The organism is Rossellomorea vietnamensis (genome assembly GCF_008180615.1).
GTDB classification, from domain to species: Bacteria; Bacillota; Bacilli; order Bacillales; family Bacillaceae_B; genus Rossellomorea; species Rossellomorea vietnamensis_D.
On the sequence record NZ_VTEH01000002.1, the window covers coordinates 351,741 to 374,644 of the forward strand.

24 protein-coding genes, 1 pseudogene and 3 riboswitches are annotated in these 22,904 nt (G+C 41.3%); of the genes and pseudogenes, 3 read left to right on the forward strand and 22 right to left on the reverse strand.

Annotated features, from left to right (window positions below; translation table 11 throughout):
- Window positions 1-164: 164 nt before the first annotated feature.
- The 3 genes from FZC79_RS04935 to FZC79_RS04945 form a co-directional block, all read right to left on the reverse strand.
- Complete coding sequence (locus tag FZC79_RS04935) at window positions 165-422, reverse strand: hypothetical protein (protein ID WP_148945725.1); 258 nt, start codon at window positions 420-422, stop codon at window positions 165-167.
- Between the two features lie 183 nt (window positions 423-605).
- On the reverse strand, window positions 606-791 hold the full coding sequence (locus FZC79_RS04940; RefSeq protein ID WP_148945726.1) for a hypothetical protein: 186 nt from the start codon (window positions 789-791) through the stop codon (window positions 606-608).
- 414 nt (window positions 792-1,205) lie between these two features.
- Entirely contained in the window at window positions 1,206-1,421 is a 216-nt protein-coding gene (locus FZC79_RS04945) for a DUF4177 domain-containing protein (protein ID WP_148945727.1), read from the reverse strand.
- Window positions 1,422-1,807: 386 nt separating this feature from the next.
- On the opposite strand from FZC79_RS04945, the gene FZC79_RS04950 reads away from it, so the two are divergent.
- Entirely contained in the window at window positions 1,808-2,287 is a 480-nt protein-coding gene (locus FZC79_RS04950) for a GNAT family N-acetyltransferase (RefSeq protein WP_148945728.1), read from the forward strand.
- Window positions 2,288-3,176: 889 nt separating this feature from the next.
- Here FZC79_RS04950 and FZC79_RS04955 read toward each other — a convergent pair.
- From FZC79_RS04955 to FZC79_RS05030, 17 genes and pseudogenes are all read right to left on the reverse strand, one after another.
- Window positions 3,177-3,599 (reverse strand): protein-tyrosine phosphatase family protein, encoded by a 423-nt coding sequence (locus FZC79_RS04955; protein WP_148945729.1) that lies wholly within the window; start codon window positions 3,597-3,599, stop codon window positions 3,177-3,179.
- Window positions 3,600-3,760: 161 nt separating this feature from the next.
- Window positions 3,761-4,708 carry a thioredoxin-disulfide reductase gene (gene trxB / locus FZC79_RS04960; RefSeq protein WP_148945730.1) on the reverse strand — a complete coding sequence of 316 codons (948 nt, stop codon included), beginning with the start codon at window positions 4,706-4,708 and terminating at the stop codon, window positions 3,761-3,763.
- A 17-nt stretch (window positions 4,709-4,725) separates the two neighbouring features.
- Window positions 4,726-6,498, reverse strand: a complete 1,773-nt coding sequence (gene arsA / locus FZC79_RS04965) for an arsenical pump-driving ATPase (protein ID WP_148945731.1) — start codon at window positions 6,496-6,498, stop codon at window positions 4,726-4,728.
- A gap of 15 nt (window positions 6,499-6,513) precedes the next feature.
- On the reverse strand, window positions 6,514-6,867 hold the full coding sequence (arsD, locus tag FZC79_RS04970) for an arsenite efflux transporter metallochaperone ArsD (RefSeq protein ID WP_148945732.1): 354 nt from the start codon (window positions 6,865-6,867) through the stop codon (window positions 6,514-6,516).
- A gap of 88 nt (window positions 6,868-6,955) precedes the next feature.
- Window positions 6,956-7,375, reverse strand: coding sequence for an arsenate reductase (thioredoxin) (arsC, locus tag FZC79_RS04975; RefSeq protein ID WP_148938028.1), 420 nt, complete (start codon window positions 7,373-7,375; stop codon window positions 6,956-6,958).
- A gap of 53 nt (window positions 7,376-7,428) precedes the next feature.
- Window positions 7,429-8,724: an arsenic transporter gene (locus FZC79_RS04980; protein ID WP_148945733.1), complete on the reverse strand. Its 1,296-nt coding sequence runs from the start codon at window positions 8,722-8,724 to the stop codon at window positions 7,429-7,431.
- A gap of 15 nt (window positions 8,725-8,739) precedes the next feature.
- Entirely contained in the window at window positions 8,740-9,084 is a 345-nt protein-coding gene (locus FZC79_RS04985; RefSeq protein WP_148945802.1) for an ArsR/SmtB family transcription factor, read from the reverse strand.
- Window positions 9,085-10,169: 1,085 nt separating this feature from the next.
- A complete protein-coding gene (locus FZC79_RS22970) occupies window positions 10,170-10,346 on the reverse strand; it encodes an SE1832 family protein (protein WP_187442645.1) in 177 nt (58 codons plus the stop codon).
- Window positions 10,347-10,692: 346 nt separating this feature from the next.
- Entirely contained in the window at window positions 10,693-11,124 is a 432-nt protein-coding gene (locus tag FZC79_RS04990; RefSeq protein ID WP_148945734.1) for a CBS domain-containing protein, read from the reverse strand.
- 14 nt (window positions 11,125-11,138) lie between these two features.
- Window positions 11,139-12,286, reverse strand: a pseudogene (gene kdpDN, locus FZC79_RS04995) (KdpD-like non-kinase potassium sensor).
- 2 nt (window positions 12,287-12,288) lie between these two features.
- Complete coding sequence (locus tag FZC79_RS05000; RefSeq protein WP_148945735.1) at window positions 12,289-12,675, reverse strand: hypothetical protein; 387 nt, start codon at window positions 12,673-12,675, stop codon at window positions 12,289-12,291.
- Between the two features lie 66 nt (window positions 12,676-12,741).
- Window positions 12,742-13,326: a potassium-transporting ATPase subunit KdpC gene (kdpC, locus tag FZC79_RS05005; protein WP_148945736.1), complete on the reverse strand. Its 585-nt coding sequence runs from the start codon at window positions 13,324-13,326 to the stop codon at window positions 12,742-12,744.
- A 33-nt stretch (window positions 13,327-13,359) separates the two neighbouring features.
- A complete protein-coding gene (kdpB, locus tag FZC79_RS05010) occupies window positions 13,360-15,375 on the reverse strand; it encodes a potassium-transporting ATPase subunit KdpB (RefSeq protein ID WP_252183256.1) in 2,016 nt (671 codons plus the stop codon).
- A 141-nt stretch (window positions 15,376-15,516) separates the two neighbouring features.
- Window positions 15,517-17,178 (reverse strand): potassium-transporting ATPase subunit KdpA, encoded by a 1,662-nt coding sequence (kdpA, locus tag FZC79_RS05015; RefSeq protein WP_435873914.1) that lies wholly within the window; start codon window positions 17,176-17,178, stop codon window positions 15,517-15,519.
- A gap of 31 nt (window positions 17,179-17,209) precedes the next feature.
- Window positions 17,210-17,287 (reverse strand): potassium-transporting ATPase subunit F, encoded by a 78-nt coding sequence (locus FZC79_RS23965; RefSeq protein WP_148945803.1) that lies wholly within the window; start codon window positions 17,285-17,287, stop codon window positions 17,210-17,212.
- On the reverse strand, window positions 17,284-17,394 hold the full coding sequence (locus tag FZC79_RS05025; RefSeq protein WP_148945739.1) for a hypothetical protein: 111 nt from the start codon (window positions 17,392-17,394) through the stop codon (window positions 17,284-17,286). The genes FZC79_RS23965 and FZC79_RS05025 overlap by 4 nt, the downstream gene beginning before the upstream one ends.
- Window positions 17,395-17,412: 18 nt before the next feature.
- Window positions 17,413-17,820 carry a hypothetical protein gene (locus FZC79_RS05030; protein ID WP_148945740.1) on the reverse strand — a complete coding sequence of 136 codons (408 nt, stop codon included), beginning with the start codon at window positions 17,818-17,820 and terminating at the stop codon, window positions 17,413-17,415.
- A gap of 431 nt (window positions 17,821-18,251) precedes the next feature.
- Window positions 18,252-18,393: riboswitch (cyclic di-AMP (ydaO/yuaA leader) on the reverse strand.
- A gap of 236 nt (window positions 18,394-18,629) precedes the next feature.
- Between FZC79_RS05030 and FZC79_RS05035 the strand changes: the two genes are divergently transcribed.
- Both FZC79_RS05035 and glnA read left to right on the forward strand, forming a co-directional pair.
- Window positions 18,630-18,998, forward strand: coding sequence for a DUF2294 domain-containing protein (locus FZC79_RS05035; RefSeq protein WP_148945741.1), 369 nt, complete (start codon window positions 18,630-18,632; stop codon window positions 18,996-18,998).
- Between the two features lie 125 nt (window positions 18,999-19,123).
- Window positions 19,124-19,262, forward strand: a riboswitch (cyclic di-AMP (ydaO/yuaA leader).
- 36 nt (window positions 19,263-19,298) lie between these two features.
- A riboswitch (cyclic di-AMP (ydaO/yuaA leader) is annotated at window positions 19,299-19,440 on the forward strand.
- A 94-nt stretch (window positions 19,441-19,534) separates the two neighbouring features.
- Window positions 19,535-20,884: a type I glutamate--ammonia ligase gene (glnA, locus tag FZC79_RS05040; protein ID WP_435873911.1), complete on the forward strand. Its 1,350-nt coding sequence runs from the start codon at window positions 19,535-19,537 to the stop codon at window positions 20,882-20,884.
- Between the two features lie 310 nt (window positions 20,885-21,194).
- On the opposite strand, the gene FZC79_RS05045 is transcribed toward glnA, so the two are convergent.
- Together FZC79_RS05045 and FZC79_RS05050 are read right to left on the reverse strand one after the other, a co-directional pair.
- Window positions 21,195-21,713, reverse strand: coding sequence for a GrpB family protein (locus FZC79_RS05045; protein WP_148945743.1), 519 nt, complete (start codon window positions 21,711-21,713; stop codon window positions 21,195-21,197).
- Between the two features lie 175 nt (window positions 21,714-21,888).
- The gene (locus tag FZC79_RS05050) at window positions 21,889-22,848 is read right to left on the reverse strand and encodes a quinone oxidoreductase family protein (protein WP_148945744.1); all 960 of its coding nucleotides are present in this window, start codon (window positions 22,846-22,848) and stop codon (window positions 21,889-21,891) included.
- Window positions 22,849-22,904 lie beyond the last annotated feature (56 nt).

A 22,904-nucleotide genomic window follows, 5' to 3' on the forward strand; every position in this document is an offset into this window, starting at 1 on the left:
AGACCGAAATCTGCTAGTCGCTGGCCGCTAAAGCTGGGTGAGCCTCCTCAGCTTCGCTTGCGGGGTCTCACCTGTCCCGTTAGTCCCGCAGGAGGCCGTACACCTACCACTTCAATCATCCTCAACTTGAAATTGCCATCCTTCTGATAGTCACTCAATACATATTAGAGAGCAAAAGCTTTAAAGACAGCGAAAATCGAAAGAAACACAATCGCAGATAAAATAACAGCCATTTTTTTATTCAGCTCTCTCTCTAAGCCAGGTATTCGTTCTATTAAGAAATAACTTATTGAGACAAGGCCTCCTGCAAGGATTCCTCCTTCAAGTGTAGAAAAATCATATACATATTGATCAATCCACCTAAGTGAAATAACTGAAAAGGGAACAGAAAGGGCTTTGAAAAAAGTTGAATAAGTTTGCATAATTCCGTCCCCCTCTTTACGATTACTGATTAATTTCTAATTAGACGAACATTAGTTCAAAATGGTTTCATTATTCGTGTTCCTTTTTCGTACTAATGAAACACCTCCCATACATAGCTTTTAATAATACAAAAACAGCAATCGAAAGATGATTGCTGCTTGCACTTTGACTATTCATTTCTACTACCGGCTGCTCTCTTTAGTAGTTTTTATATAATTCATTAAGAGAACAGTACCTGACACATTCAATATCAAACTCGAACTAAGCAAAATACCCTTTAAGACAGCTGCCAATGGCATCGTAACTCCAAGCAGCAGAAAGATTAAACCGCATAGCACAAGCACTAACCCTTTTGTTTTGTTATCCATAAAAATATTCCTCCATAGTATGACCCATCAGATTTTATATCTATTATACGAAGCAGCAGTAGAATGGTTTCATTTTCTAAACTATTTTTCCACTAGCATCCGTTACCTTTTCCTATCTATTATTCACTTATACTTATCCCGATACATATGAGTTTAAGATCAGTCGACTCAAATACAGCCCATGTGTATGCAGTGTTTAGTTGCCGCCTCTACCTTTATCCCAAAGAAATAGCACATATAGTTTGAATTCTTGAGGTAATAAGAAAATAAGCAAAACTCCCACAACTAAAAACGGCAGCAGAAGCATCCAGTAACGTTTACTTTTAAGCATTTATACCTCTCTCTGGAACTATGATAAATGGCAGTATGCCCTCATAGCCTGGCTGTTTCCCAGTCTAACAACCAACAGTGAATTCAATCGCCAACCGAAATTTTCCGTTCAAATATAATTTCATAATCTGTTGGTTTTCCATGTCCGTTATATTTGAGAGGCAGTACCTGAACCAATCTCCAGCCCTGCGCAGCGTACTCATCGATTACCTCTCTGTGCTGAGGAGAAGTGAAAAATCCTCCAAGCGTCGTTTCCACATACTTGTATTCATACCTTGGCGGCCCTCCGTCTTCTTCTATATGTTATATACGAGGCTGGCCTCGAAATGGTTTCAATCAGGAACTATTAACTAAAGAAAAACCCCTGTGAAGGTCACTAAGGGGTGCCGTTTTGGTAGAAAAAATTACCAATAGCATTATAAATAGCAGGCTAATTCATATGAATTAGCCTGCTTTATTTGATGTTATAACAATGTTTGTATTCGAATTTGGGGTTTATTAGCACTTCGAATATTGAACAGATAATAAATGAGATGTTAATTGGGGTGATAAATGACTTGTCAATTAGCAACCTGTTCTTGCGAAGATGAGCATCTAGTATTGTGTGATACAATTGTGAATAATGGATATTTCTATAAACGGGCAGCTTGCTGGAATATGATCTTACTACAATGGGGTGGCATATAATGGAAATCTACTCAGTTGAGGATATACCGAGAAACAAAATAATCGAGTTTTTCAAATTACATTGGGGAAGTCCAGAAATGGTTATTTCAAGTGGCGTTTATGATTGCAGTATATTAGAGGGTTTTGCAATTGTAAATGTGAAAGGAGCAATCATTGGCTTAATTACTTATATAATCAAAGATAAAGAATTGGAAATTATATCTTTGGATAGTATTGAAGAAGGTAAAGGAATAGGCACATCGTTAGTTCAAGAAGTAGAAAATCTTGCTATTAAAAAAAGATGTAGACTCGTTAAACTTATAACAACAAACGATAATTTATCAGCATTAAAGTTTTATCAAAAAAGAGGTTTTATTCTTTCTCACATTATAAATAATGCAGTTGATAAAGCAAGAGAGTTAAAACCAGAGATACCCTTGATTGGCAATGAAGGTATCCCAATAAGAGATGAGATTGAATTGATAAAGATATTAAACTAACGAAGGCTTTAATGTAATAAGAAGATCCTAAAAAATCAAAAAACCCAGATCCTTTTGAATCTGGGTTTTTTGCTATAAAATACGGTATTATTCTTAGATCTTTAAGCCTAGTTTATCAAAGTCCGCAAGTAAGACAGATTTTTTAGACGCTTAATAATAAGGGGAGAATTTCCCCTTATCTGGTAAAACAGCTCCTAAAATGCCTTTAATAGAGGGAAATATTCCCTCTATTTGCTAAAAATCAGGTCAAAAGAGTCATTTTTCTTTGCTTAAGGGGAAAATTTCCCCTTATTCACCTTAAATCGGCATCTATTTTTCATCATAACGGGAAAATTTCCCCTTATTGATCTAACATTGTATTGAAATCTCTTCTTATCATAGGCGTCTGCTCAATTGCAGGGTAAGAAAAAGTTAATAATAAATATCCACAATAAAAAACGCACTGTGAATTTTAAAGTGAATTCACAGTGCGTTATCTTTTTTAATTTAATGCGCTCCTCTAAAGTAAAACTGTTTTCAAGCCTCACAGAAGTTTTCCCATTCTTATATTACAGATTAACAACAGTCACTTTCGTTCCCTTTGAGTTCCAGGCCGTTGCTATCCTGATTAAAATCGAGGGTCAGGTTTTGCGCAGCCGATTCTATTCTCGGGTCAATCGCTACCTTGATTGTATTAATCGTTGCTACTTCATCATTTTCTTCCGGCTCATCCAGAGCCAGCCCAACTTGTGGCTGTCCTCAGCCAAAGCCTGCAAAATAAAAACGAATGTTTTCGGCTTCGTGTTCTTTTAACATTTCCTGCAAGAAATCACGAGCTCCATCTGTGATCTTCACTATATCTGCACTCCTTACTATTTCATGATTTTTTCATGCCAATTACCATGATACCTTATTTATTCGGGAAAATGCGACCCAAAGACTCTTTCATTTCAGGTTTTACGTTAATTTTCGGCCGGGCAGCCTTTGCCATGCCCTCTGCCTCTTCAATCGAGTTTGCTTTCCCTAATGAAAGTAATGTCCCAATGGCTACTGTTCCGGTTCTGTTGCTGCCCCCTGCACAGTGAAAGTAAACCTTTTTCCCCTGTTCGTAGGCATCAACCACCATGTCTATAGATTTCCTGATGGATTCATCCTGGTGTTCAGCATCATCCACGATAGGGCTGTGTGTTCTATCGTATTCAACTTCTGGTGCTTCGGCACGTAAATCAAAGATGACATCCGCCTTGCCATTTTCCAGGATTTCTTTGGCTCCATCAGCACCGCCGATATAAATGCGATCTGGGATTAATTCATGATAGTGTTGAGTTGTCATACTTCCTCCGCCTTTTTAAAAGAGTGTTTAATATAGAAAGCTGCGTTTTGTACCCTTGAGGATGAGCAGCTTTTTTCTTGCTAATTTACCAAGATAGCTCAGGCTAAATATGTGTTCATACTCATTGTTGAAAATGCAATATTCTTTTAGCAACCAGCCTCTTATAAAGATTTACTCCAATCCTGCACTCTGTTTCCTTCCAGGTATCTTTCCGTATCAAGTGCGGCCATACAGCCTGTCCCCGCTGCTGTGATCGCTTGGCGGTATTTGCTGTCCTGAACATCACCGCATGCAAAGACGCCGGGAATATTTGTTTCAGTCGTGCCTGGAACCACATCGATATAGCCATTTGAATCCGTATCAATCTGGCCTTTTAAGAAGGAAGTGTTGGGTGAATGGCCTATTGCGACAAAGATTCCGTCTGTGTCGATCAGCTCTTCCATACCTGTTTCATTGTTTTTGACTTTCAAGCCTGTAACCTTCATTCCATCTGAGATGACTTCAAGAGGTGTCCTATTCAGGGACCAGGAAATTCTTTCGTTTTCTCTGGCACGGTCCTGCATTATTTTGGATGCCCTCAGTTCTTCGCGGCGGTTCACGATTATCACTTCTGATGCAAATTTCGTTAAGAAGCTTGCCTCTTCCATGGCCGAATCTCCGCCTCCGATGATGACGACTCTCTTTCCACGGTAGAAGAAACCATCACAGGTTGCACAAGTACTGACTCCGCGGCCGATGTTTTCAGATTCTCCCGGAATGCCCAGCATTTTGGCTGAAGCCCCAGTGGACAAAATAAGTGATTCAGTCTGGATCTCACCCATTCCGCTGACCTTCAAGGTAAAAGGACGCTGCGATAAATCAACATCGGTTACCCAGCCTCTTTTAAACCGGGCACCAAATCTTTCCGCCTGGTTCCTCATATTGTCCATTAATTCCGGGCCCATTATACCATCTACAAATCCAGGAAAGTTCTCTACTTCTGTTGTTAATGTCAACTGCCCGCCCGGCTGATCTCCTTCTATAATAAGAGGTTCCATATTCGCTCTTGCCAAATAAATCGCTGATGTCAGACCCGCAGGCCCAGTTCCTAAAATCACTACTTTTTCCATATCACATTTCCCCCATTTTACCGATTGATGTATTTCGATACCTGTTCATGACCTGATTCGTCCTCATCCATAAACGGGACAATGGCACATTGTTCACTGTATTCTGAGGATACTTTCTTGATCCAGCCGGCTTCAGCTTTTGCTCTGCCTTTCAGTACTGGATCTGTTGTTTCTGTTGCGTGAAGGCTTTGGTTGATCAGCCACCATCTTGGCACGATGTTTGCACGCTTTAAGTCACTTTGCAGCCTGCCAGCTTCAAGCACAGGTGTTGCTTCTGCCAGCGTAACAATCACGACACCCGTTTCTTTCGGGTTGCGAAGCCGCGGCAGCAGTGTTTTTACACTTTGGGGAATTTCGCCAGTGGAACGCGCCAATTCTTTATGGTAAGACTGAGCAGCATCCAGGAGAAGTAAAGTGTGACCTGAAGGCGCGGTATCGATGACAACAATTTCTTCTTCCGATTTCGCCACCACTTCTGCAAATGCACGGAAAACAGCGATTTCTTCTGTGCAAGGAGAGTTCAAATCTTCTTCGATATAGGCCATGGCCTCTTCATCCAGGCCATCACTTACATTCGACAGTACTTCTGACTTATAGGCGTCCACCTCAGCTTTTGGGTCGATTCGGCTGATTGTCAGGTTGTCCTTCGTCTGGCTCCCCTTAAACATATATTCAAGATGTGCTGCAGGATCTGTTGTCGTCAACTGTACTTTATGTCCCTTCTCAACCAGTCCTATGGCTATCGCGGAAGCCATTGTAGTTTTTCCTACCCCGCCTTTACCCATCGTAAAAATGACCCTGGTGTTGGAGTTTGAGAAATCTTCAATGATAGCTCCGAGCCCCGGCAGGCTTACTTTCTCCAGTTGACTTTCCGTGTCTGCTTCATCGATGACCATTCCTTTGAATAAGTTTCGCAGGCTGTTAAGGCCAGTCAGTGAATAAGAAACGAATGGCAGGGAGTGAGTATCGAGCTGTTTCAAGTCTTCCGGAATCCCCTTTAGAGCTCTTTGCTGCCTGGCATGTAATGAAGAGGAAGCCTTATCTTCCGAAATATGTGATTGCAGCAGTCCATTCATGACAAGCTTCTGGTTGATGATCCCAATCTCTTTTAACTCCCGTGACGCACGGCTTGCTTCCAGCAGGGAGGATTCATCCGGCCTTGCCACAAGGTAGAGAGTCGTTTGCGCTGGATCTGCAAGTGCCTTCATCGTTGTGGAGTAGGCCTGCTTCTTTTCTGATAATCCCGATAAAGGACCCAGGCAAGAAGCTCCATGAGTACTTTCCTCAAGAAAGCCGCTCCAGGCTGTTGGAAGCTGAAGAAGCCTCAATGTATGTCCTGTCGGGGCTGTATCAAAAATGATATGCTCATAAGAATCGACAAGGGATGTATCACTTAATAAGTTAGTGAATTCATCAAAGGCCGCAATTTCAACTGTACACGCTCCGGACATCTGCTCTTCCATCGTTGAAACAACAGACTCCGGCAGTTTCCCGCGGTACGGTCCGATGACCTTCTCACGATAAGCGCGGGCCGCTTCTTCAGGATCCAGATTACAGGCAGACAGGTTGGCCACCCCCGGTATTGGCATCGGTGTGTTGGTCAGTTCCACTTCGAGCACATCCTGAAGATTCGAAGCGGGATCGGTGCTCACTAGCAGAACCGGCTTTCCTTCATCTGCCAATCTTAAAGCGGAAGCGCAGGCAGTGGAAGTTTTTCCAACTCCGCCTTTACCTGTGAAGAATAAAAATTTTGTGTTGGCAATTGTTCTGGTATCGAATGGTTGAAACAAGAGCGTTCATCCTTTCTAATTCAAATCAAGTTTAATTTTAGGTTTTTTCTCTGTTAGTTCTTCCGGCTTAATTCCACACCATTGGGCAAGCTCACTGTTGGAAGGATACTCTCCGACCTTCACTAACTCACCGTTAACTAGGACGGCAGGAAGGGAGTCTGGACCTTTTTCATGAAGCAATTTATTAATTTCTTTATGGTCCACAAAAGCAGAAGGATCGCTGGCAAGGTTGAACCGTTTAATGTCAAAGCCTTTTTTTTCTAAAAGAAATACTGCTGAAGCCATCCTTGTTAATTCCGGGTCAACGCTCGGTCCGCAAACACCAGTCGGACAACATAAGGCAGGATCAAAAATATCAATTTTGTTCATCTCTCATGCTCCTTTACAATCAAATAAGCATATGCTTATATGTTATTTTTGAGAAAAGCCAAGAGATAAAGTCCCTTGGCTGTCTATTTTATTTTCCAGTTTGTGCAAATGTATGGATGCGCTCGCCAATTTCATCTCTGACGCGCTGGAAGAAAGCCCATTTCTCTTCTTCGCTTCCTTGCGCTTTTGCAGGGTCATCAAAGCCCCAGTGCTCACGTTTAACATGAGGAGGTGTCATCGGGCATTTATCTGCTGCATCTCCACAAAGGGTAACAACTAAATCAGCATTGTTCAAGATTTCCGGGTCAATGATATCAGAAGTTTGATTGGAGATATCAATTCCTGCTTCGTTCATTGCTTTGACAGCATTCGGGTTCAAACCATGTGCTTCAATTCCTGCGCTGTAGACGTTCCAGTCGTCACCTAAGTGTTTTTTAGCCCAGCCTTCAGCCATTTGGCTTCGGCAAGAGTTACCTGTGCATAAGAAGTAGAGTGTTTTTTTTGACATGATAATTAGTCTCCTTTGAATGTAATAATTTTTTTATGATTTTTACAGGTTTTTTATATAATCAGCAGCCAAATATAAAGGCCGACTAATGTGATGAACAGGGTTGGAACGGTTAAGATAATACCGGTTTTAAAGTACGTTCCCCAGGAAATCTTCACGCCCTTCAGGGATAGTACATGCAGCCAAAGCAGGGTTGCAAGGGAACCGATTGGTGTAATTTTCGGACCAAGGTCTGATCCGATGATATTTGCATAAATCAAGGCTTCCCGGACGACTCCGGTTGTATCCGTCTCCGCGATGGCAAGAGCATCAATCATAACGGTTGGCATATTATTCATCACTGATGACAGGATGGCCGCGATGAATCCCATACCGATGGTTGCTGCGAACAATCCCTGGTCCGCCGTCACCTGAATGAGGTCTGCCAGGACATTGGTCAAGCCCACGTTACGCAGTCCATAAACAACTACATACATTCCGATAGAGAAGAAAACAATTGCCCATGGTGCTCCTTTCACGACCGTCCTTGTGTCGACGGCTGAACTTCTTCTCGCCATCAACAGGAAGAAAATCGCTACGATGCCTGCTATGAATGAAACAGGAACACCGATGAATTCACTCGCAAAATAGCCCACTAATAGTATTCCCAAAACAATCCATGATAACTTGAACATCTTATGGTCCTGGATGGCTTCCTCTGGCTTTTTCAATTGCGAAAGATCATAATTGGAAGGAATGCTTTTTCTAAAAAATAAGTATAAAACAAGAATACTGGCAACCAATGAGAACAAGTTCGGCACAATCATCCTTGAGGCAAATTCAACGAATCCGATGTCGAAAAAGTCTGCTGAGACGATGTTCACCAAGTTACTCACAACGAGTGGAAGCGATGTAGTATCCGCAATGAATCCACTGGCAATAATGAAAGGAAAAATCATTTTTTCATTAAAGTTCAAGTTTCTGACCATCGCTAATACGATGGGTGTTAAAATCAGGGCCGCTCCATCATTTGCGAAAAAGGCAGCGACCAAAGCTCCCAAAATAGATACATAAACAAACATCCTGACTCCATTTCCCTTTGCAGCCCTTGCCATGTGCAGGGCTGCCCACTCAAAGAAGCCAATTTCATCTAAAATCAGAGAAATTATAATAATGGCGATAAAAGCTAAAGTGGCATTCCAGACGATGGATGTAACGTCAATAACATCATTGAAATCGACTACTCCCACAATAAGAGCCAGTATAGCTCCTCCGCATGCCGACCACCCAATGGATAACCCTTTAGGCTGCCAGATGACTAAGATGAGGGTGATCAGGAAAATCACCGATGCTAAAATAATCTGCGTCAAGATTCTTCCTCCTTTTTACTCACATGAAATTCTCAATCCTTGTTTCTCTAATTCTTTCAATCTGAATCCCTGGTCCGGAAGCTGATCGAGCAGGCTCTGCACCAAAGGGTAGAATTCACTGTTCTTATTCAATGAATAAATAATCCACTGACCTCTTCGTGATTCACTCACCAATCCTGCATCCTTCAGCTTACGCACATGCTGGCTGATGGCCGGCTGGCTCGTTTTGAAAATTTCCACGAACTCACACACACAGCAATCATGATGGTCCAGGATTTTCACCATCGTTAGTCTTGTTTTATCGCCAAGCAATTTCAAGACAGCAGCAGCCTTTTCTAATTGAATCATGACAGCAGGCATTTCATAACCACCTTCCATTTTAATAATAATCAAATAATGATTTACCTATAAGCTTGCGTGATGTTAATATTTTTAGTGTCTCAACGAGTAAAGTCATTTATTCGTTTGATATATAACGTTCTGCTTATATAATAATACGCTTATATATTAATTTCAAGGATGGAATTGTAAAGGTTTTGTTAAGACGGTGAGTATCTTGTTTTTTAAAAATATTTTCTTATGTAGAATGCAGGTTATTTTGATGCCATGTGGGAGACTCTAATCATTCATGGCTTGTTTTACTTTTGGGACGGATCTTTTCTTTATACTGCATTGTTTTCAAGAATCTTATTTTTGATGCTGTTAAAAACCCCTTTTTCCCCCAACATCTTTTGAATCTGAGCACTTGAGGCTGATTAAAACTCCTTTATAACCCATCATCTTCAGAATCTGGTTATTTGATGCTGTTTAACACTCCTTTTTACCCCATCATCTTTAGAATCTGAGCACTTGATGCTGTTTTAAACTCCTTTTTACCTCATCTTCTTCTAAATATGAGCATTTGATGCTGGTTAAAACTCCTTTTTAACCCATCTTCTTTTGAATCTGAGCCTTTGATGCTGTTAAAAATGCTTTTATAACTCATCATCTTCTGAATCTGAGCACTTGATGCTGTTTAAAACTCCTTTTTACCCCATCACCTTCTGAATCTGAGCATTTGATGCTGTTTAAAACTCCTTTTTACCCCATCATCTTCAGAATCTGAGTATTTGATGCTGTTTAAAGCCCCCTTATACCCCATCATCTTCGGAATCTGAGCATTTGATGCTGTTTAAAGCCCCCTTATACCCCATCATCTTCAGAATCTGAGCATTTGATGCTGGTTAAAGCTCCCTTATACCCCATCATCTTTAGAATCTGAGCATTTGATGCTGGTTAAAGTCCCTTTATACCTCATCATCTTTTAGAATTGGAGCATTTGATGCTGTTAACCACTCCTTCTATATTATGAAATCCCACTTTACGATCATAAAAAAAGAGAACGAAATCCTAAGTGATTTCATCCTCTACTCTATTTATGTACTCCCTTGACCCCAAGATTTCTATTATAGCTCTGAAAGCTGTTTGTTGAGCTCGGCCAATTCGTTTTCCAGCTGCTCTAATCGTTCTTCTGATTTTTTAGTGTTTCCTCCGACTGAATCCACTTTTTCCATATCTGCCTGGATACGGACATAATCAGCCTTTACCTCGGTGATTTTATATTCCAGCTCTCTTTTTGTCATGTTTTTGCAACCCCTTTTCATGTGATAGTAATCCCTGATGCTTTCAGTATATACAATAGAAAAATACTTTTGCTAGAGATATGGTTTGTTTTGTGGGGATTGTTTTGGCACAGTGACTTGGTAGTGTTTCTCAACACATGCGTACTGGAGAGACTCTTTGCCGGGTTTCTATGATCCAGCTCCCAAGAAACACTTCTACACAATATGCTCCTAACAAGTGTTCATTTAGCAGAAATCTGCAGCTAGTAAGACTTACAATAAAAGAAAAAAAGATGCTTCCGAAAAGGAATGCATCCGCGTAACATTTAATCACTTATTCTTTAACCTGATCAACTTTTGTCAGCAGTCAAAAACTGTTTCTTTCACTGCCCGACTGATTCAGCATCCCTTTAAAACAGTATTCGATGATTTCTCTGCGGCGGATGATTCCGATAAAGCGCTCTTGGTCGTCAACTACAGGCACAAAATTCTGTTCCAGTGATTTGGCTATAATGTCTTCCATCTCGGCATCAATATGAATGGGATCATTCGATTTATGCAGAGGAATGTCAGAAAGCATCACCTTGCTCGTGCTTTCAAATGAAAGCCCAGGGGTGTTTTTTATCTTCCATAATAAGTCCCCTTCCGTCAATGTGCCTGCATATTTTCCATTTAGATCGACTAACGGAACGGAAGTGTAGCGGTGGTACTCCATCTTTTCAAGCGCCTGCCTCATTGTAGATTCATATTTTATGAAGGCGACTTCCCTTTTTGGAACTAAAAAAAATGCTATGTTCAAGTGAATCCTCCTAGTTATCTGCCATCCGCCACGATATGGATATCGATGTTGGATGTTTCTCTCATAATCATGTTAACGATGGATCCTTTTCGTATTTCTTCCCACCGGGTCCTGGCTGACTGGCCCAGCAGGATCTGCGTGACTTTATATTTATTGGCCACATCAATGATGACCTGGGCCGGCTTTCTGTTTTGTTTTTCCTCAAAAATCAATTTGGCATTGAATTGCTGTGCAAGCATTTTCCATTCATTTTTTTTTGTTCTTTTACAGAACTGGCTTCAGACAGTTTCTCTGAGGTTACATTCAAAATATATAATTCTGCTTTTAACCTATGCGCCATCCTCCAGCCTCTTCTTATTAGCTTCTCGGCTGTTGGCCCATAGTGTACACATACAAGGATTTTCTCATGTACGCCATAAGGCCCGTTCATCATGTCACCGCTGATTTGTTCAATCCTCTCATCCACATCATTGGCAATTTCCCTTAAGGCCAGTTCACGAAGAGCCGATAAATTAGCCTTCGTGAAAAAATGCGACAAACTCTGGGCAATCTTTTCAGCTGCATAAATCTTTCCGTCACTCAGCCGCTTTCTTAGGGTTTCAGGAGTTATATCGATTAGTTGAATTTCATGAGCTTTTTGTACGAAGGTGTCTGGCACTCTTTCTCTGACTTTTACTCCTGTGATTTGCTGGACAATATCATTGACACTTTCAAGATGCTGGATGTTCACTGCGGATAAAACATCTATTCCAGCATCCAGTATCATCGAAACATCCATATATCTTTTGGGGTTGGCCGAACCCGTAATATTAGTATGAGCAAGTTCATCAATAATCACGATTTCTGGAGATCTTTCAATAATGCCTTCCACATTCACTTCTTGAAATTGCTTCCCTTTATAGGTGATCACGTTTAAAGGAACCTGTTCTAAATCTTTGATTTGAGCCTCCGTATCTGCACGGCCGTGAGTCTCGATAAATCCGATTACCACATCGTTTCCTTCTAGTCTAAGGTCAATGGCATCCTGCAGCATTTTGTAGGATTTTCCTACTCCCGGTGCTGCACCTACATATAATTTCAGCTTTCCTCTTTCTGATTCAGAAATTTCATTAAGGATTTCTTCCGGTGTTTTTCTTCTAAAATAAGGGTGGTTCTTTTCCAAGCTTAATCACCCCGGACATTGAAACCTATGAGAATCGGTTCTTCTTTAATTGCCGTTGGCGCATTCTCAAAAATGATACCTACTCTGACATAGTAGGACATATGGGCAGGCAGGTCGTGTGGAATCGTCATATTAAATGGTATTTCCGTTCTTTCTTGACGTGTGCATTCTTTTGAACAAAGGACATGCCGGTCATTGAATACACTTGTATTCGATTGATCTTTACCAATCAATTCAACTTCATAGCCTTTTACTTTTTCTTTTTTGAGATGAGTGCCGATGGTCATTACACCACTAACTCGTTCTCCCAAGTTCCAACTTTTATTTTCAATCGCAAGACTTAGCTGCGCATGTTTTGTTTTCATCCTAAAGATATTTTCACCAATCATTTCATTTCCTCCTTATGAACATGCAAGGGACCCTATCCAAATAAGAGGATAGGGGCTCACTGCTGATTATCTCTGGGTAAGTTCCTGCAAGTCCAGGTTAAGCATCAGTACATTGACCCGCTCTTCACCAAAGAGACCGAGTTCTTTTCCCTGGGTATTTTCTTCTATTAGATTCTGCAGCTTTTCTTTCGATACTCCTGTCAATTCAGAAATACGATTGACCTGGGCTTTGGCGCCTTTGACAGAAATATGCGGGTCGAGGCCCGATGCTGAATCGGTTACTAAATCGATTGGTACCTGGTTGATCGGTGTTTCTGGATTTGCTTCCTTCCAAGCTGCTATTGATTCTTCCGTGCGGTTGATCATATCTTCATTTGAAGGGGCATAGTTATTAGATCCTGAACCAGATGCGTCATATTCAATGGCGGATACCCTTCCTTGAAAATACATTGGATCAGTAAAGTTCTGCCCGATCAATTCTGAGCCCACAATTTCGCCTTCTTCATTATATATTAGACTTCCATTCGCTTTATCCTGCATGATGGCTTGCGCAATCCCAGTTGAAGCCAGAGGATACACCAGCCCGGCCAGCACCATTATTGTAAAGCTGGACCTGATGATCGGTCCAGCAAGCTTTTGTTCATTTTTCATAAAAAATCTTCCTCTCCTCATTGGGGTTGTAATTTATAGGAACAGTGAAACCGCCATATCAATCAATTTAATGCCAATGAATGGAACCAAGACTCCGCCAAGCCCATAGATCGTCAGGTTTCTTCCTAATAGCTTATTGGAACTCATTGGTTTATACGCGACCCCTTTCATGGCCAGCGGAATCAATAATGGGATGATGACCGCATTAAAGATCAAGGCTGAAAGGATGGCAGACAATGGAGTTGAAAGCCCCATAATATTCAATGCGCTCATTTCCGGAATGGCAAGCATGAACATAGCAGGAATGATGGCAAAGTATTTGGCAATATCATTGGCAATACTGAAGGTGGTCAGTGCACCGCGTGTCATCAGCAATTGCTTTCCTATTGAAACCACTTCAATAATCTTTGTTGGATTGGAATCCAGATCCACCATGTTGGCCGCTTCTTTAGCAGCTGTTGTACCGCTGTTCATTGCGAGCCCCACATCAGCCTGCGCCAGGGCAGGAGCATCATTTGTTCCATCACCAGTCATCGCAACCAATTTTCCTTGTGACTGTTCATACTTGATCACTTCAATTTTATCCTCTGGTTTACACTCGGCAATAAATTCATCAACACCTGCTTCTCTTGCTATTGTAGCAGCTGTCAGAGGATTATCCCCCGTTGCCATGATCGTTTTAATACCCATGCGGCGGAGTTCATCAAAACGTTCTTTCATTCCAGGCTTTACTGTATCTTTAAGATAAATAAGACCAAAAATTTGTCCTTCCATTGCAACCGCCAAAGGAGTTCCGCCTTCACGGGCTATTTCTTTTGCTTCTTCATCAAGGTCTGCAGGAATAGTACCTCCCTGAGCTTTAACCCAATTCTTTACTGCATCAACGGCACCTTTCCTCACCTGCCGCCCATCTCTCAAATCAATTCCGCTCATTCGGGTTTCTGCTTTGAATTCAATGACCTGTCCGCCTGCCGCTGCAGATGCATCCAGCTTGCTTCCTTTTTCTTTGAGTAATTCAATGGTTGAACGTCCTTCAGGTGTTTCATCATTTAATGAACTGATTCCAGTCCAATAATGAAGTTCATCCAGAGAAGAATTGCCTACAGGAATGAATTCGCTTGCCATACGGTTACCAAAGGTGATGGTTCCGGTTTTATCCAAGATAATCGTATTGATGTCCCCCGCTGCTTCAACTGCTTTCCCGGACATAGCCAGTACATTGAATTGAGTAACACGGTCCATCCCTGCGATCCCAATAGCTGATAGCAGCCCCCCGATTGTTGTAGGGATCAAGCAGACAAGCAGTGAAATCAATACAGGTATTTCAAGCGAAAATCCAAGGTAATTTGTGAATAATGGAAGTGTGACAACAACAATCATGAAGATCAAGGTCAGACTTGTCAACACAGTATTTAACGCTATTTCATTAGGAGTCTTTTGACGTTCTGCTCCTTCCACTAATGAAATCATCCGATCCAAGAAAGATTCACCTGGGTTGCTGGTAATTCTGACTTGAATTTCATCACTTACTACTCTTGTTCCGCCAGTAACGGAATTAAAGTCGCCGCCAGCCTCCTTGATGACAGGAGCTGATTCTCCTGTGATCGCCGATTCGTCTACAGATGCAAGGCCTTCAATGACTTCACCGTCACCAGGAATCATTTCTCCTTGAGAAACAACGACCACATCGCCCTTCTTAAGAGAAGTAGAAGCAATCTTTTCTATTTTCCCATTCCCTTTTAAAAGGTTTGCTGTAATCTCCTGCTTCGACTTTTTCAATGAATCAGCCTGCGCTTTTCCTCGTCCTTCCGCAAGTGCTTCAGCAAAATTCGCGAATAGGACTGTGAACAAGAGAATCATGCTCACCGTTACATTGAACCATGGCTCTACTCCGCTTGTGCCAAATGCATTAGGTGCAAAAGATAAAATGAGTGTAATGATGAAACCAATCTCTACCACGAACATAATTGGATTTTTAACCATTTTCCTTGGATCAAGTTTTATAAAAGAATCCTTAAGCGCCTGCATCACCATCGCTTTATCCATCATTTTTCTTCCATCCTTATTGTCATTATGATTAGGCTGCTGAGATAGGTTCTCTTTATAAGAACTTTTCCGGTCTTTCCCTGGAAATTCAGCAACGTTATGCTTTTCTTTTACTAAATGATTTGCCATTATTTCCACTCCTATCTACAATGTCAGATATTCTGCTACAGGTCCCAAAACAAGTGTCGGGAAGAACGTTAATGCACCCACAATAAAGAATGTACCTACCAGGATCACTCCAAATAAAGGAGTATCTGTTCGGAATGTTCCTACTGTTTCAGGGACAAGCTTCTTGGATGCCAGCGAACCGGCAACAGCCAACATTGCGACAAGTCCAAAGAATCTTCCTAGATACATGACGATACCAGTAGAGATGTTCCAGAATGGTGTTGCATCACCAAGTCCTTCAAAACCTGATCCATTATTGGCAGCGGAAGAGGTATATTCATACACAACCTGAGAGATGCCATGGAAACCGCTGTTTGAAATCCCTTCGGCTCCAGCAGGTGTATATAAGGCAATTGCAGATGCACCTAAGATTAATAAAGGATGCATAAGCATGGTGATAGCTATAAGCTTCATTTCGCGTCCTTCAATTTTCTTTCCTAGAAACTCAGGGGTACGTCCAACCATCAGCCCTGAAAGGAAAACGGCGATCATCGCGTACATCACAACATTGATGAATCCGGCCCCTACTCCGCCAAATACGGTGTTCAATAACATATTGGAAAGAGCCAGCATGCCTCCGATCGGTGTCAATGTATCATGCATAGTATTAACAGCACCCGTTTCAGTGGCTGTCGTAACAAGGGCATAAAAGATGGATTGGCCTGTTCCGAACCGGACTTCCTTCCCTTCCATACTGCCTTGCTCTGTATCAATACCCATGGCATTCAGGGCTGGGTTACCTTGATATTCATAGAATAAAGCGGTTGATAGAAATACAATGAACACGGTTAACATAGATACAAACAGGACACGTCCCTGCTTTGCATTTCCGGCCATTTTTCCATACGTAAATGGCAGCGCGGTCGGCAGCAGGAACATTAACAAAATTTGAATGAAGTTGCTGATAGCATTTGGATTTTCAAAAGGATGAGCAGAATTGACACCAAAGAATCCACCGCCATTATTACCAAGCTCCTTAATCGATAAGAACGTTCCAACAGGACCACGTGCTATTTCCTGTGAACCACCTTCGATCGTCTGGGCTGTAATGGAAGAATCGAGTGTCTGCGGCACGCCCAATGCCACAAAAATCAAACCTGTCACAAGAGCAACCGGCATAAGAACACGCGTGATGGCTCTGAATAAATCTACAAAGAAGTTCCCTATCTCTGATCCTGAAAGCCCTCTTACAAATGCGATGGCAACTGCCAAAGCTGTTCCAGGCGCTGCAAACATCATGAACAGGATCCCAATCATCTGTCCCAGATAGGAAAGACCTGACTCCCCGCTGTAATGCTGCAGGTTTGTATTCGTCATAAAGCTGACAGCTGTATTGAAAGCCAAAGTAGGGTCCATTCCTGGATTTCCGCTAGGATTCAGCGGCAGAATACCTTGAAGCCTGAATACAAGATAAACAAGAAATATCATAAACCCGTTAGCTAAGATTAGAGCTATTGCATACTGCTTCCAGGTTTGGTTCACCTTTTTAATTCCACCGAGTTTAAAAAGTACGTTCTCTAAGGGGCCGAAAACCTTATCGAGCCCCGTTTGGTTATAATCAAAAGCTTTTGCCAAGTAGATTCCGGCAGGCTTAGCAATCAAAACCATGGCTGCCAATGTAATGATGATAGATAGAATAGTAGTAATCACCTGATTTACCTCCAACTAATTAGAATTTCTCTGGATTAAGCAAAACATAGAATAAGTACAATGTTGTAACTGCGGTAACGCCCAATAAAAGAATCATGAGGACTTTTCACTTCCTTGATCTACAACAGTAGAAGACCAATTTGCCAGTCCGAGCATAAGCGCTGGAAGAAGTATAAAAAGCCCGATCATTAAGACATCCAACATTAGAAAAACCTCCTGATATTATCTTAGAAAATATGAAATATTACTGCTTCTTGTATAAACCACATACTTTGCACCCATCGAGTAATAAAGGCGCATAGGATATCCTTGGACTGTCGTTATGACAATCACAGGTGCGCAAGTGCTGTTCTTAATGATTTTCATCAGTTCGCATGTATCCACAATATGACTTTCAAAAACAATGACCTTGCTAAAATGATCTTGAAGATGCAAGTACTCATCATCGGGACTAAACTCGATAACATCCCGGAAGCCTTTTCCACTCAAATTTTCCGTGATCTGAGAATTGGGAGAAAGTAAACAACATGCTGGTGAAAGTGACAAGTAACTTTCTATTTGCTGCAGGATTTCATTATTCGGAATGAAAACCAATGAAGCAGCTTCCTTTGGTGTATCCAGAGTGAACACATAGATCCTCCTTCCTTTTGCTGCAGCAAGCCTGCTTTTTCTAATAGGTAAGATCCGCTTATGCCATCGAAAAGCAATGGAATGAATAGCGTTACGTTTCCACCATTGAATCTCCTTAATGGAAAAAAGATCCAACTTCTAAAAACAAAAATAGACCAATGCTTACTTTTCCCCCCGACAATCGGCAAGAGCCTGAATCCATTCAGCTCCTGTAAAAGGAATGAATGATCCAACTATCTCTTGTTCATCTGGAGAAAAAGTACACATTGGTCTACTTAACGCCTAGCCGGCTGGTCAGCCTTCTATGCATTCTGTCTTCCATGTTCACTTTTTCGTAATAGGCATAATAAAAAGACCTACATATTAATCAAGCTGCCCTCTTTGCTGCTTTTACACAACAAAAAAAGCCCCCTGAAAAAGGTGGTCTTCTAGACCTCCTTCGCTTTAGCCGACGAAGTTAGCTGACGGGTAGGATGGCGAAAGAGTTATACTCTCATCCCTTCTACAATGTAGAATTAACCCCTGTTAATTGGTTCCTCCGCTCTCGTTTCCGAGACTAGGCCGAAATATTCAGTTGCTGCTTACGAGCAATATATTACTCCCTCGCGATGAAGTTGTAAATTCCGAAAAAACACTAAAAAACCTGATTACGATCTATTTAATCAACTATTTATCTATTTTTCTTTAATTTCCTAACTAATTCGTAAATTTTCTCAGTTTCATAAAAATATTGACAGACCTCTGCACCTCTAAGTAAGATATTTCATGAATTCATTTCAATTCACTAAAAACATATTGGAGGAAGAAGAATGAAATCTTCTAAACGACGACTAGAGGCAGAGTTAAGTGAAGCGTTTATCAAACTGCAAAGAGAACTGATCGGCCGCGGCCCTCAGGAAACAAGAACTTACATTGTAGAAGACATGGTCATTGCAAGATTCAAAGGTGTCTTGACTGTAGAAGAAAAGCATCTGGTAGAGCACGATACCGGAAGAAAACTCGTCAAACAGATGCGCCAGGTACTGAGGGAGATGTACAGCAAGAATATTGAAGAGATTGTCGAAAAACACACTGACTGCAAAGTTTTATCCAGCCACAGTGATATAAGTACCAAGATGGGCGAGCGTATGGAAGTATTTGTACTCGATAAGAACTTGGAAAAGTGCTTGGAAAATTAAAGTGAATTAGTTAGAAAAATACAGTATTCACTTGAAAAACGGACTAATATTGTGATTTTAATAGAGAATTCGCCGATTTTGCCTTTTTACATGACGCAAAACCGGGCATATGATAATATCAATTCTGACCTAAGCCGCTGAATCCATGCGGAACGGAGGACCCAACCGGTTAGTAACCTAATCATGGGGTGAAGCCATTTGGCCGGGAGACTTCTACCTTCCGAACCCGTCAGCTAACTCCGTAAGCGTTGTAGGAGAGGGGAGCGATCAATACCAAAACCTTTATACTAAAAATTTTATAGCACTTAAGCGCTGAATCATTTTGAGCGGGGGAACCATTTTTCGACTGCATCTGCAGTCTGGGGTGAGGCCATTATTGGCAGGGAGACTCTTACCTTCCTAATCCGACAGCTAACCTCGTAAGCGTTGTTTAAGAGAGTGATCTTGGTTATAGAGCACACGTTTATTTACCTGTGCCTGAAGCTGCGAAGAATCCTCTTCGCAGCTTTTTTAATTTACTTTTAAAGGGGATATTGATGATGACTCAATTGACGGTTAGAAATGAAAAATACGAGGATATAAAGAATGACATTAAGAAGTTTCATGTAGAATTATTGCATCTTCAATTTGTTGATTTAGAAGGCATTCTCAAGCATGTAACCATTACTATCGATCAGCTGGAAGATGCTCTAAAAGGCAAAATTATGTTCGATGGTTCTTCTATCCAAGGGTTCAGCCCAATAAATGAATCAGATTTATACCTCATGCCCGATATAGACACATTCTCTGTTATTCCTTGGTCAATAGAGGAAGGGTATGCAGAAGGCAGGCTGCTTTGCAGTGTACTTAATCCAGACTCTACTCCTTATGAGGGAGACCCGCGAAACGTTTTGAAGAAGACGGTTGAGAAAGCAGCTGGATTAGGCTATTCCATCAGCATAGGGCCAGAACTGGAGTTCTTTCTATTCAGTGCGGATAGTGAAGGCAACCCTACTTCTACACCCCAGGACAACGGTGGTTATTTTGAACCTGCCCATGATCTCGGAGAAAAAGTCCGCCTTGAAATCTATAGAACCTTAAAAGCAATGGGCTTCAAAATTGAAGCTTCGCACCATGAAGTGGCCATGGGCCAGCACGAAATTAATTTCAAATTCATGGATGCATTGATTTCCGCGGACAATGCCACTACTTACAAATGGGTTGTAAAAAACATCGCTAAACAATTTAATCTTCATGCATCGTTTATGCCAAAACCAGTCCAAAGTATTAATGGCTCCGGTATGCATGTCAACATTTCATTATTTAGAGAAGAACAGAACATTTTTTACGATAAAGCCGACCCATGCGGACTTTCCGACAGTGCATACTATTTTATCAACGGTTTAATGACCCACCTTGAATCCCTGACGGCTATTACGAACCCGACAGTGAATTCTTACAAAAGGCTTGTCCCTGGGTATGAAGCTCCATGTTATATGGCTTGGTCGACTTCAAACAGATCTACCTTGATTAGAATACCATCATCAAGGGGGGCAGGAACCAGAATTGAAGCACGTCACCCGGACCCTTCTGCTAATCCTTATCTCGCGTATTCTGTCATTGCAGAGGCTGGGATTGAAGGAATTAGAATGAAGCAAATGCCCATAGACCCTGTGAACGAAGATATATTCAATATGTCAAATGAAGAAAGGAAATCTCTTAAAATCAACAACCTTCCTGATAACCTGGAATCTGCTATAAAACTTCTGGAAGGCAATTCTCTGGCTAAAGATAAACTGGGTGACCATGTTTTCAGAGAGTTCATCGCACTGAAAAAGGTTGAATGGGAGGAGTATCGAAACACTGTCCATGATTGGGAACTGAAGCGTTATCAATTGAAGTATTGATAAAAAAGCGCAAGCGCCTTGATCAGCCCCGACAGGCAAATGTTCCCTGGAGAAAAAAAGGGGGTTTTTCCTTTTATTCTCCAAGGGTTATTTGACCCCGAGGGGCTGGGCGCTGGAGCTGGATTCAGAAGCGCTGCCAAATTTTCAATCTGAAAATTTTATACTTTTTTATCCTTTGGAGAAAGGGAACTCTTGTTTAGGAGTTCTCTTTTTCTTTTTGAGGGGCAGTTTTCATTGATACCGCGGCTAGACTTTTTAATTGAAGGCTTAACAACATAGCAAGGTTTGTTAAATCCGTATATTCGATGAACTATTGAAAAGTTTTATAAGCTTTGTCAATAACTTCCCTTATAAAAGGTTCCTTTTGTTTCGTGTAAACAGGCCGATCATTTTTATATAGAGAAGAAAGCTCACTCTTTAGCAGTGCATACTCCTCAGCTGCCTTAGGAAACTTCCTCAGATAATCACGAAACAGTAACATCTCATCCCACTCCCTGCTATTTATCTTACAAATATGCAAATGGCAGGTGCCTCTGCCCCACTGTCCCTTTCTAAAAAACCTTCTGTCGGTTAAATCCGCCTTAGGAACATACTCAAAATCGACTTCACTTAAAGGACCGATCAGAGAAGAAACCAGATTTAAATCTCTGACTCCTGCCAGGATATCGATGATGGGCTTAGCCTTCAGTCCCTGGACCGAAGTGCTTCCGATATGTTCAATTCCTAGCATTTTATCTCCAACGACAGCAAAGATCTGTTTTTTCTCATACTCGAACTGATCTTCCCATTGGGGATTATACTCACTCAGAATGACAACTGGTTTTTCCATTACTTCTCCACCAATCGTAGAATTGTCCTTGTACTCTATGTAGCTGAATCGAATGTTTTAATTTGGAAACTTATTCTAATTATTTCAAAACCGTTCAGCAAACTCAAGGGAAATTCCTTGTAAAAAGAGGCTTACCCATTTTGGATAAACCTAGCTAAACGGAGCTACTCTAAGATTATATTTTCAACAAAACCTTCCCCTCATAATTACGACTCTCAATTAATTTATGCGCCAGCCCGGCATCCCTTAAATTAAATACTTGTGCGATAGGAAGCGAAATTTTATTAGAAGCGAATAGTTCTATCACTTTTTCTGCGACAGGCTTCAATCGTGCAGGATCAAGTTTTCTTGTTGTTCCCAGACTAAATCCTTTAATATTCCTGCAGCTGCCATGTACATCACTTGTTTTGATTGTGGCCGCTCTTCCACTGCTGTTTCCAAATTGAACAAGGGTTCCGTAAAAGGCTAAGCAGTCTAAACTACTAGTGGTCACATCTCCGGCAACCGAATCGAATATCACATTTGCACCTTTCTGATCAGTCTCCTTTAATACTTCTTCAGAAAAAGTTTCATACGTGCATACAATATCCGCACCTAACCTCTTAACATAAGATTCTTTTTCCAAATTACCGACAGTCCCTATTATCTTCCCGACACCTGCTATGCGGGCTAATTGAATCAACATCGATCCGACACCGCCAGCCGCACTATGTATAACAATGGTGTCCGTTTCCTTCACTTGTCCAATCTCATGGAGAAGAATATACGATAAAATTGATACGGTTGGCATGGCAGAGGCTTGTTCAAATGACAGACTGTCTGGAATTTTAAAAACTAACTGTTCATTTGCTGCGACATATTCAGCATAAGATCCATTCTTAGGAAAAGCAATTACCCGGTCTCCTAGAGAAAAGGCAGAATTAGGAGATACCTCTTCAACAGTTCCTGCAACATCCAATCCAAGCATTAAAGGAAACTTTCCTTTTCCCTTATTCCCCACACGTTTCTTAATATCTGCATAGTTAACACTTGTATGTGATGCTTTAATTAGCACCTCGTTAATGGTTGGTATCTCAATATCGGTGTATGTAAGGACATCCGCACTGCCAAACTCACTCTGTAAAATAGCTTTCACTCTTATCACCGGCCTTTCCTAACTATAATTTTCCCTAAAGATTAAAGTAACACGAA

Coding starts and splice junctions, on each gene's coding strand:
- FZC79_RS04935 (WP_148945725.1), bottom strand. CDS start 422: ATGCAAACTTATTCAACTTTTTTCAAAGCCCTTTCTGTTCCCTTTTCA.
- FZC79_RS04940 (WP_148945726.1), bottom strand. CDS start 791: ATGGATAACAAAACAAAAGGGTTAGTGCTTGTGCTATGCGGTTTAATC.
- FZC79_RS04950 (WP_148945728.1), top strand. CDS start 1,808: ATGGAAATCTACTCAGTTGAGGATATACCGAGAAACAAAATAATCGAG.
- FZC79_RS04955 (WP_148945729.1), bottom strand. CDS start 3,599: ATGACAACTCAACACTATCATGAATTAATCCCAGATCGCATTTATATC.
- trxB (WP_148945730.1), bottom strand. CDS start 4,708: ATGGAAAAAGTAGTGATTTTAGGAACTGGGCCTGCGGGTCTGACATCA.
- arsD (WP_148945732.1), bottom strand. CDS start 6,867: ATGAACAAAATTGATATTTTTGATCCTGCCTTATGTTGTCCGACTGGT.
- arsC (WP_148938028.1), bottom strand. CDS start 7,375: ATGTCAAAAAAAACACTCTACTTCTTATGCACAGGTAACTCTTGCCGA.
- FZC79_RS04985 (WP_148945802.1), bottom strand. CDS start 9,084: ATGCCTGCTGTCATGATTCAATTAGAAAAGGCTGCTGCTGTCTTGAAA.
- FZC79_RS22970 (WP_187442645.1), bottom strand. CDS start 10,346: ATGACAAAAAGAGAGCTGGAATATAAAATCACCGAGGTAAAGGCTGAT.
- FZC79_RS05000 (WP_148945735.1), bottom strand. CDS start 12,675: ATGATTGGTGAAAATATCTTTAGGATGAAAACAAAACATGCGCAGCTA.
- kdpC (WP_148945736.1), bottom strand. CDS start 13,326: ATGAAAAATGAACAAAAGCTTGCTGGACCGATCATCAGGTCCAGCTTT.
- kdpB (WP_252183256.1), bottom strand. CDS start 15,375: ATGATGGATAAAGCGATGGTGATGCAGGCGCTTAAGGATTCTTTTATA.
- FZC79_RS23965 (WP_148945803.1), bottom strand. CDS start 17,287: ATGATTCTTTTATTGGGCGTTACCGCAGTTACAACATTGTACTTATTC.
- FZC79_RS05025 (WP_148945739.1), bottom strand. CDS start 17,394: ATGTTGGATGTCTTAATGATCGGGCTTTTTATACTTCTTCCAGCGCTT.
- FZC79_RS05035 (WP_148945741.1), top strand. CDS start 18,630: ATGAAATCTTCTAAACGACGACTAGAGGCAGAGTTAAGTGAAGCGTTT.
- glnA (WP_435873911.1), top strand. CDS start 19,535: ATGATGACTCAATTGACGGTTAGAAATGAAAAATACGAGGATATAAAG.
- FZC79_RS05045 (WP_148945743.1), bottom strand. CDS start 21,713: ATGGAAAAACCAGTTGTCATTCTGAGTGAGTATAATCCCCAATGGGAA.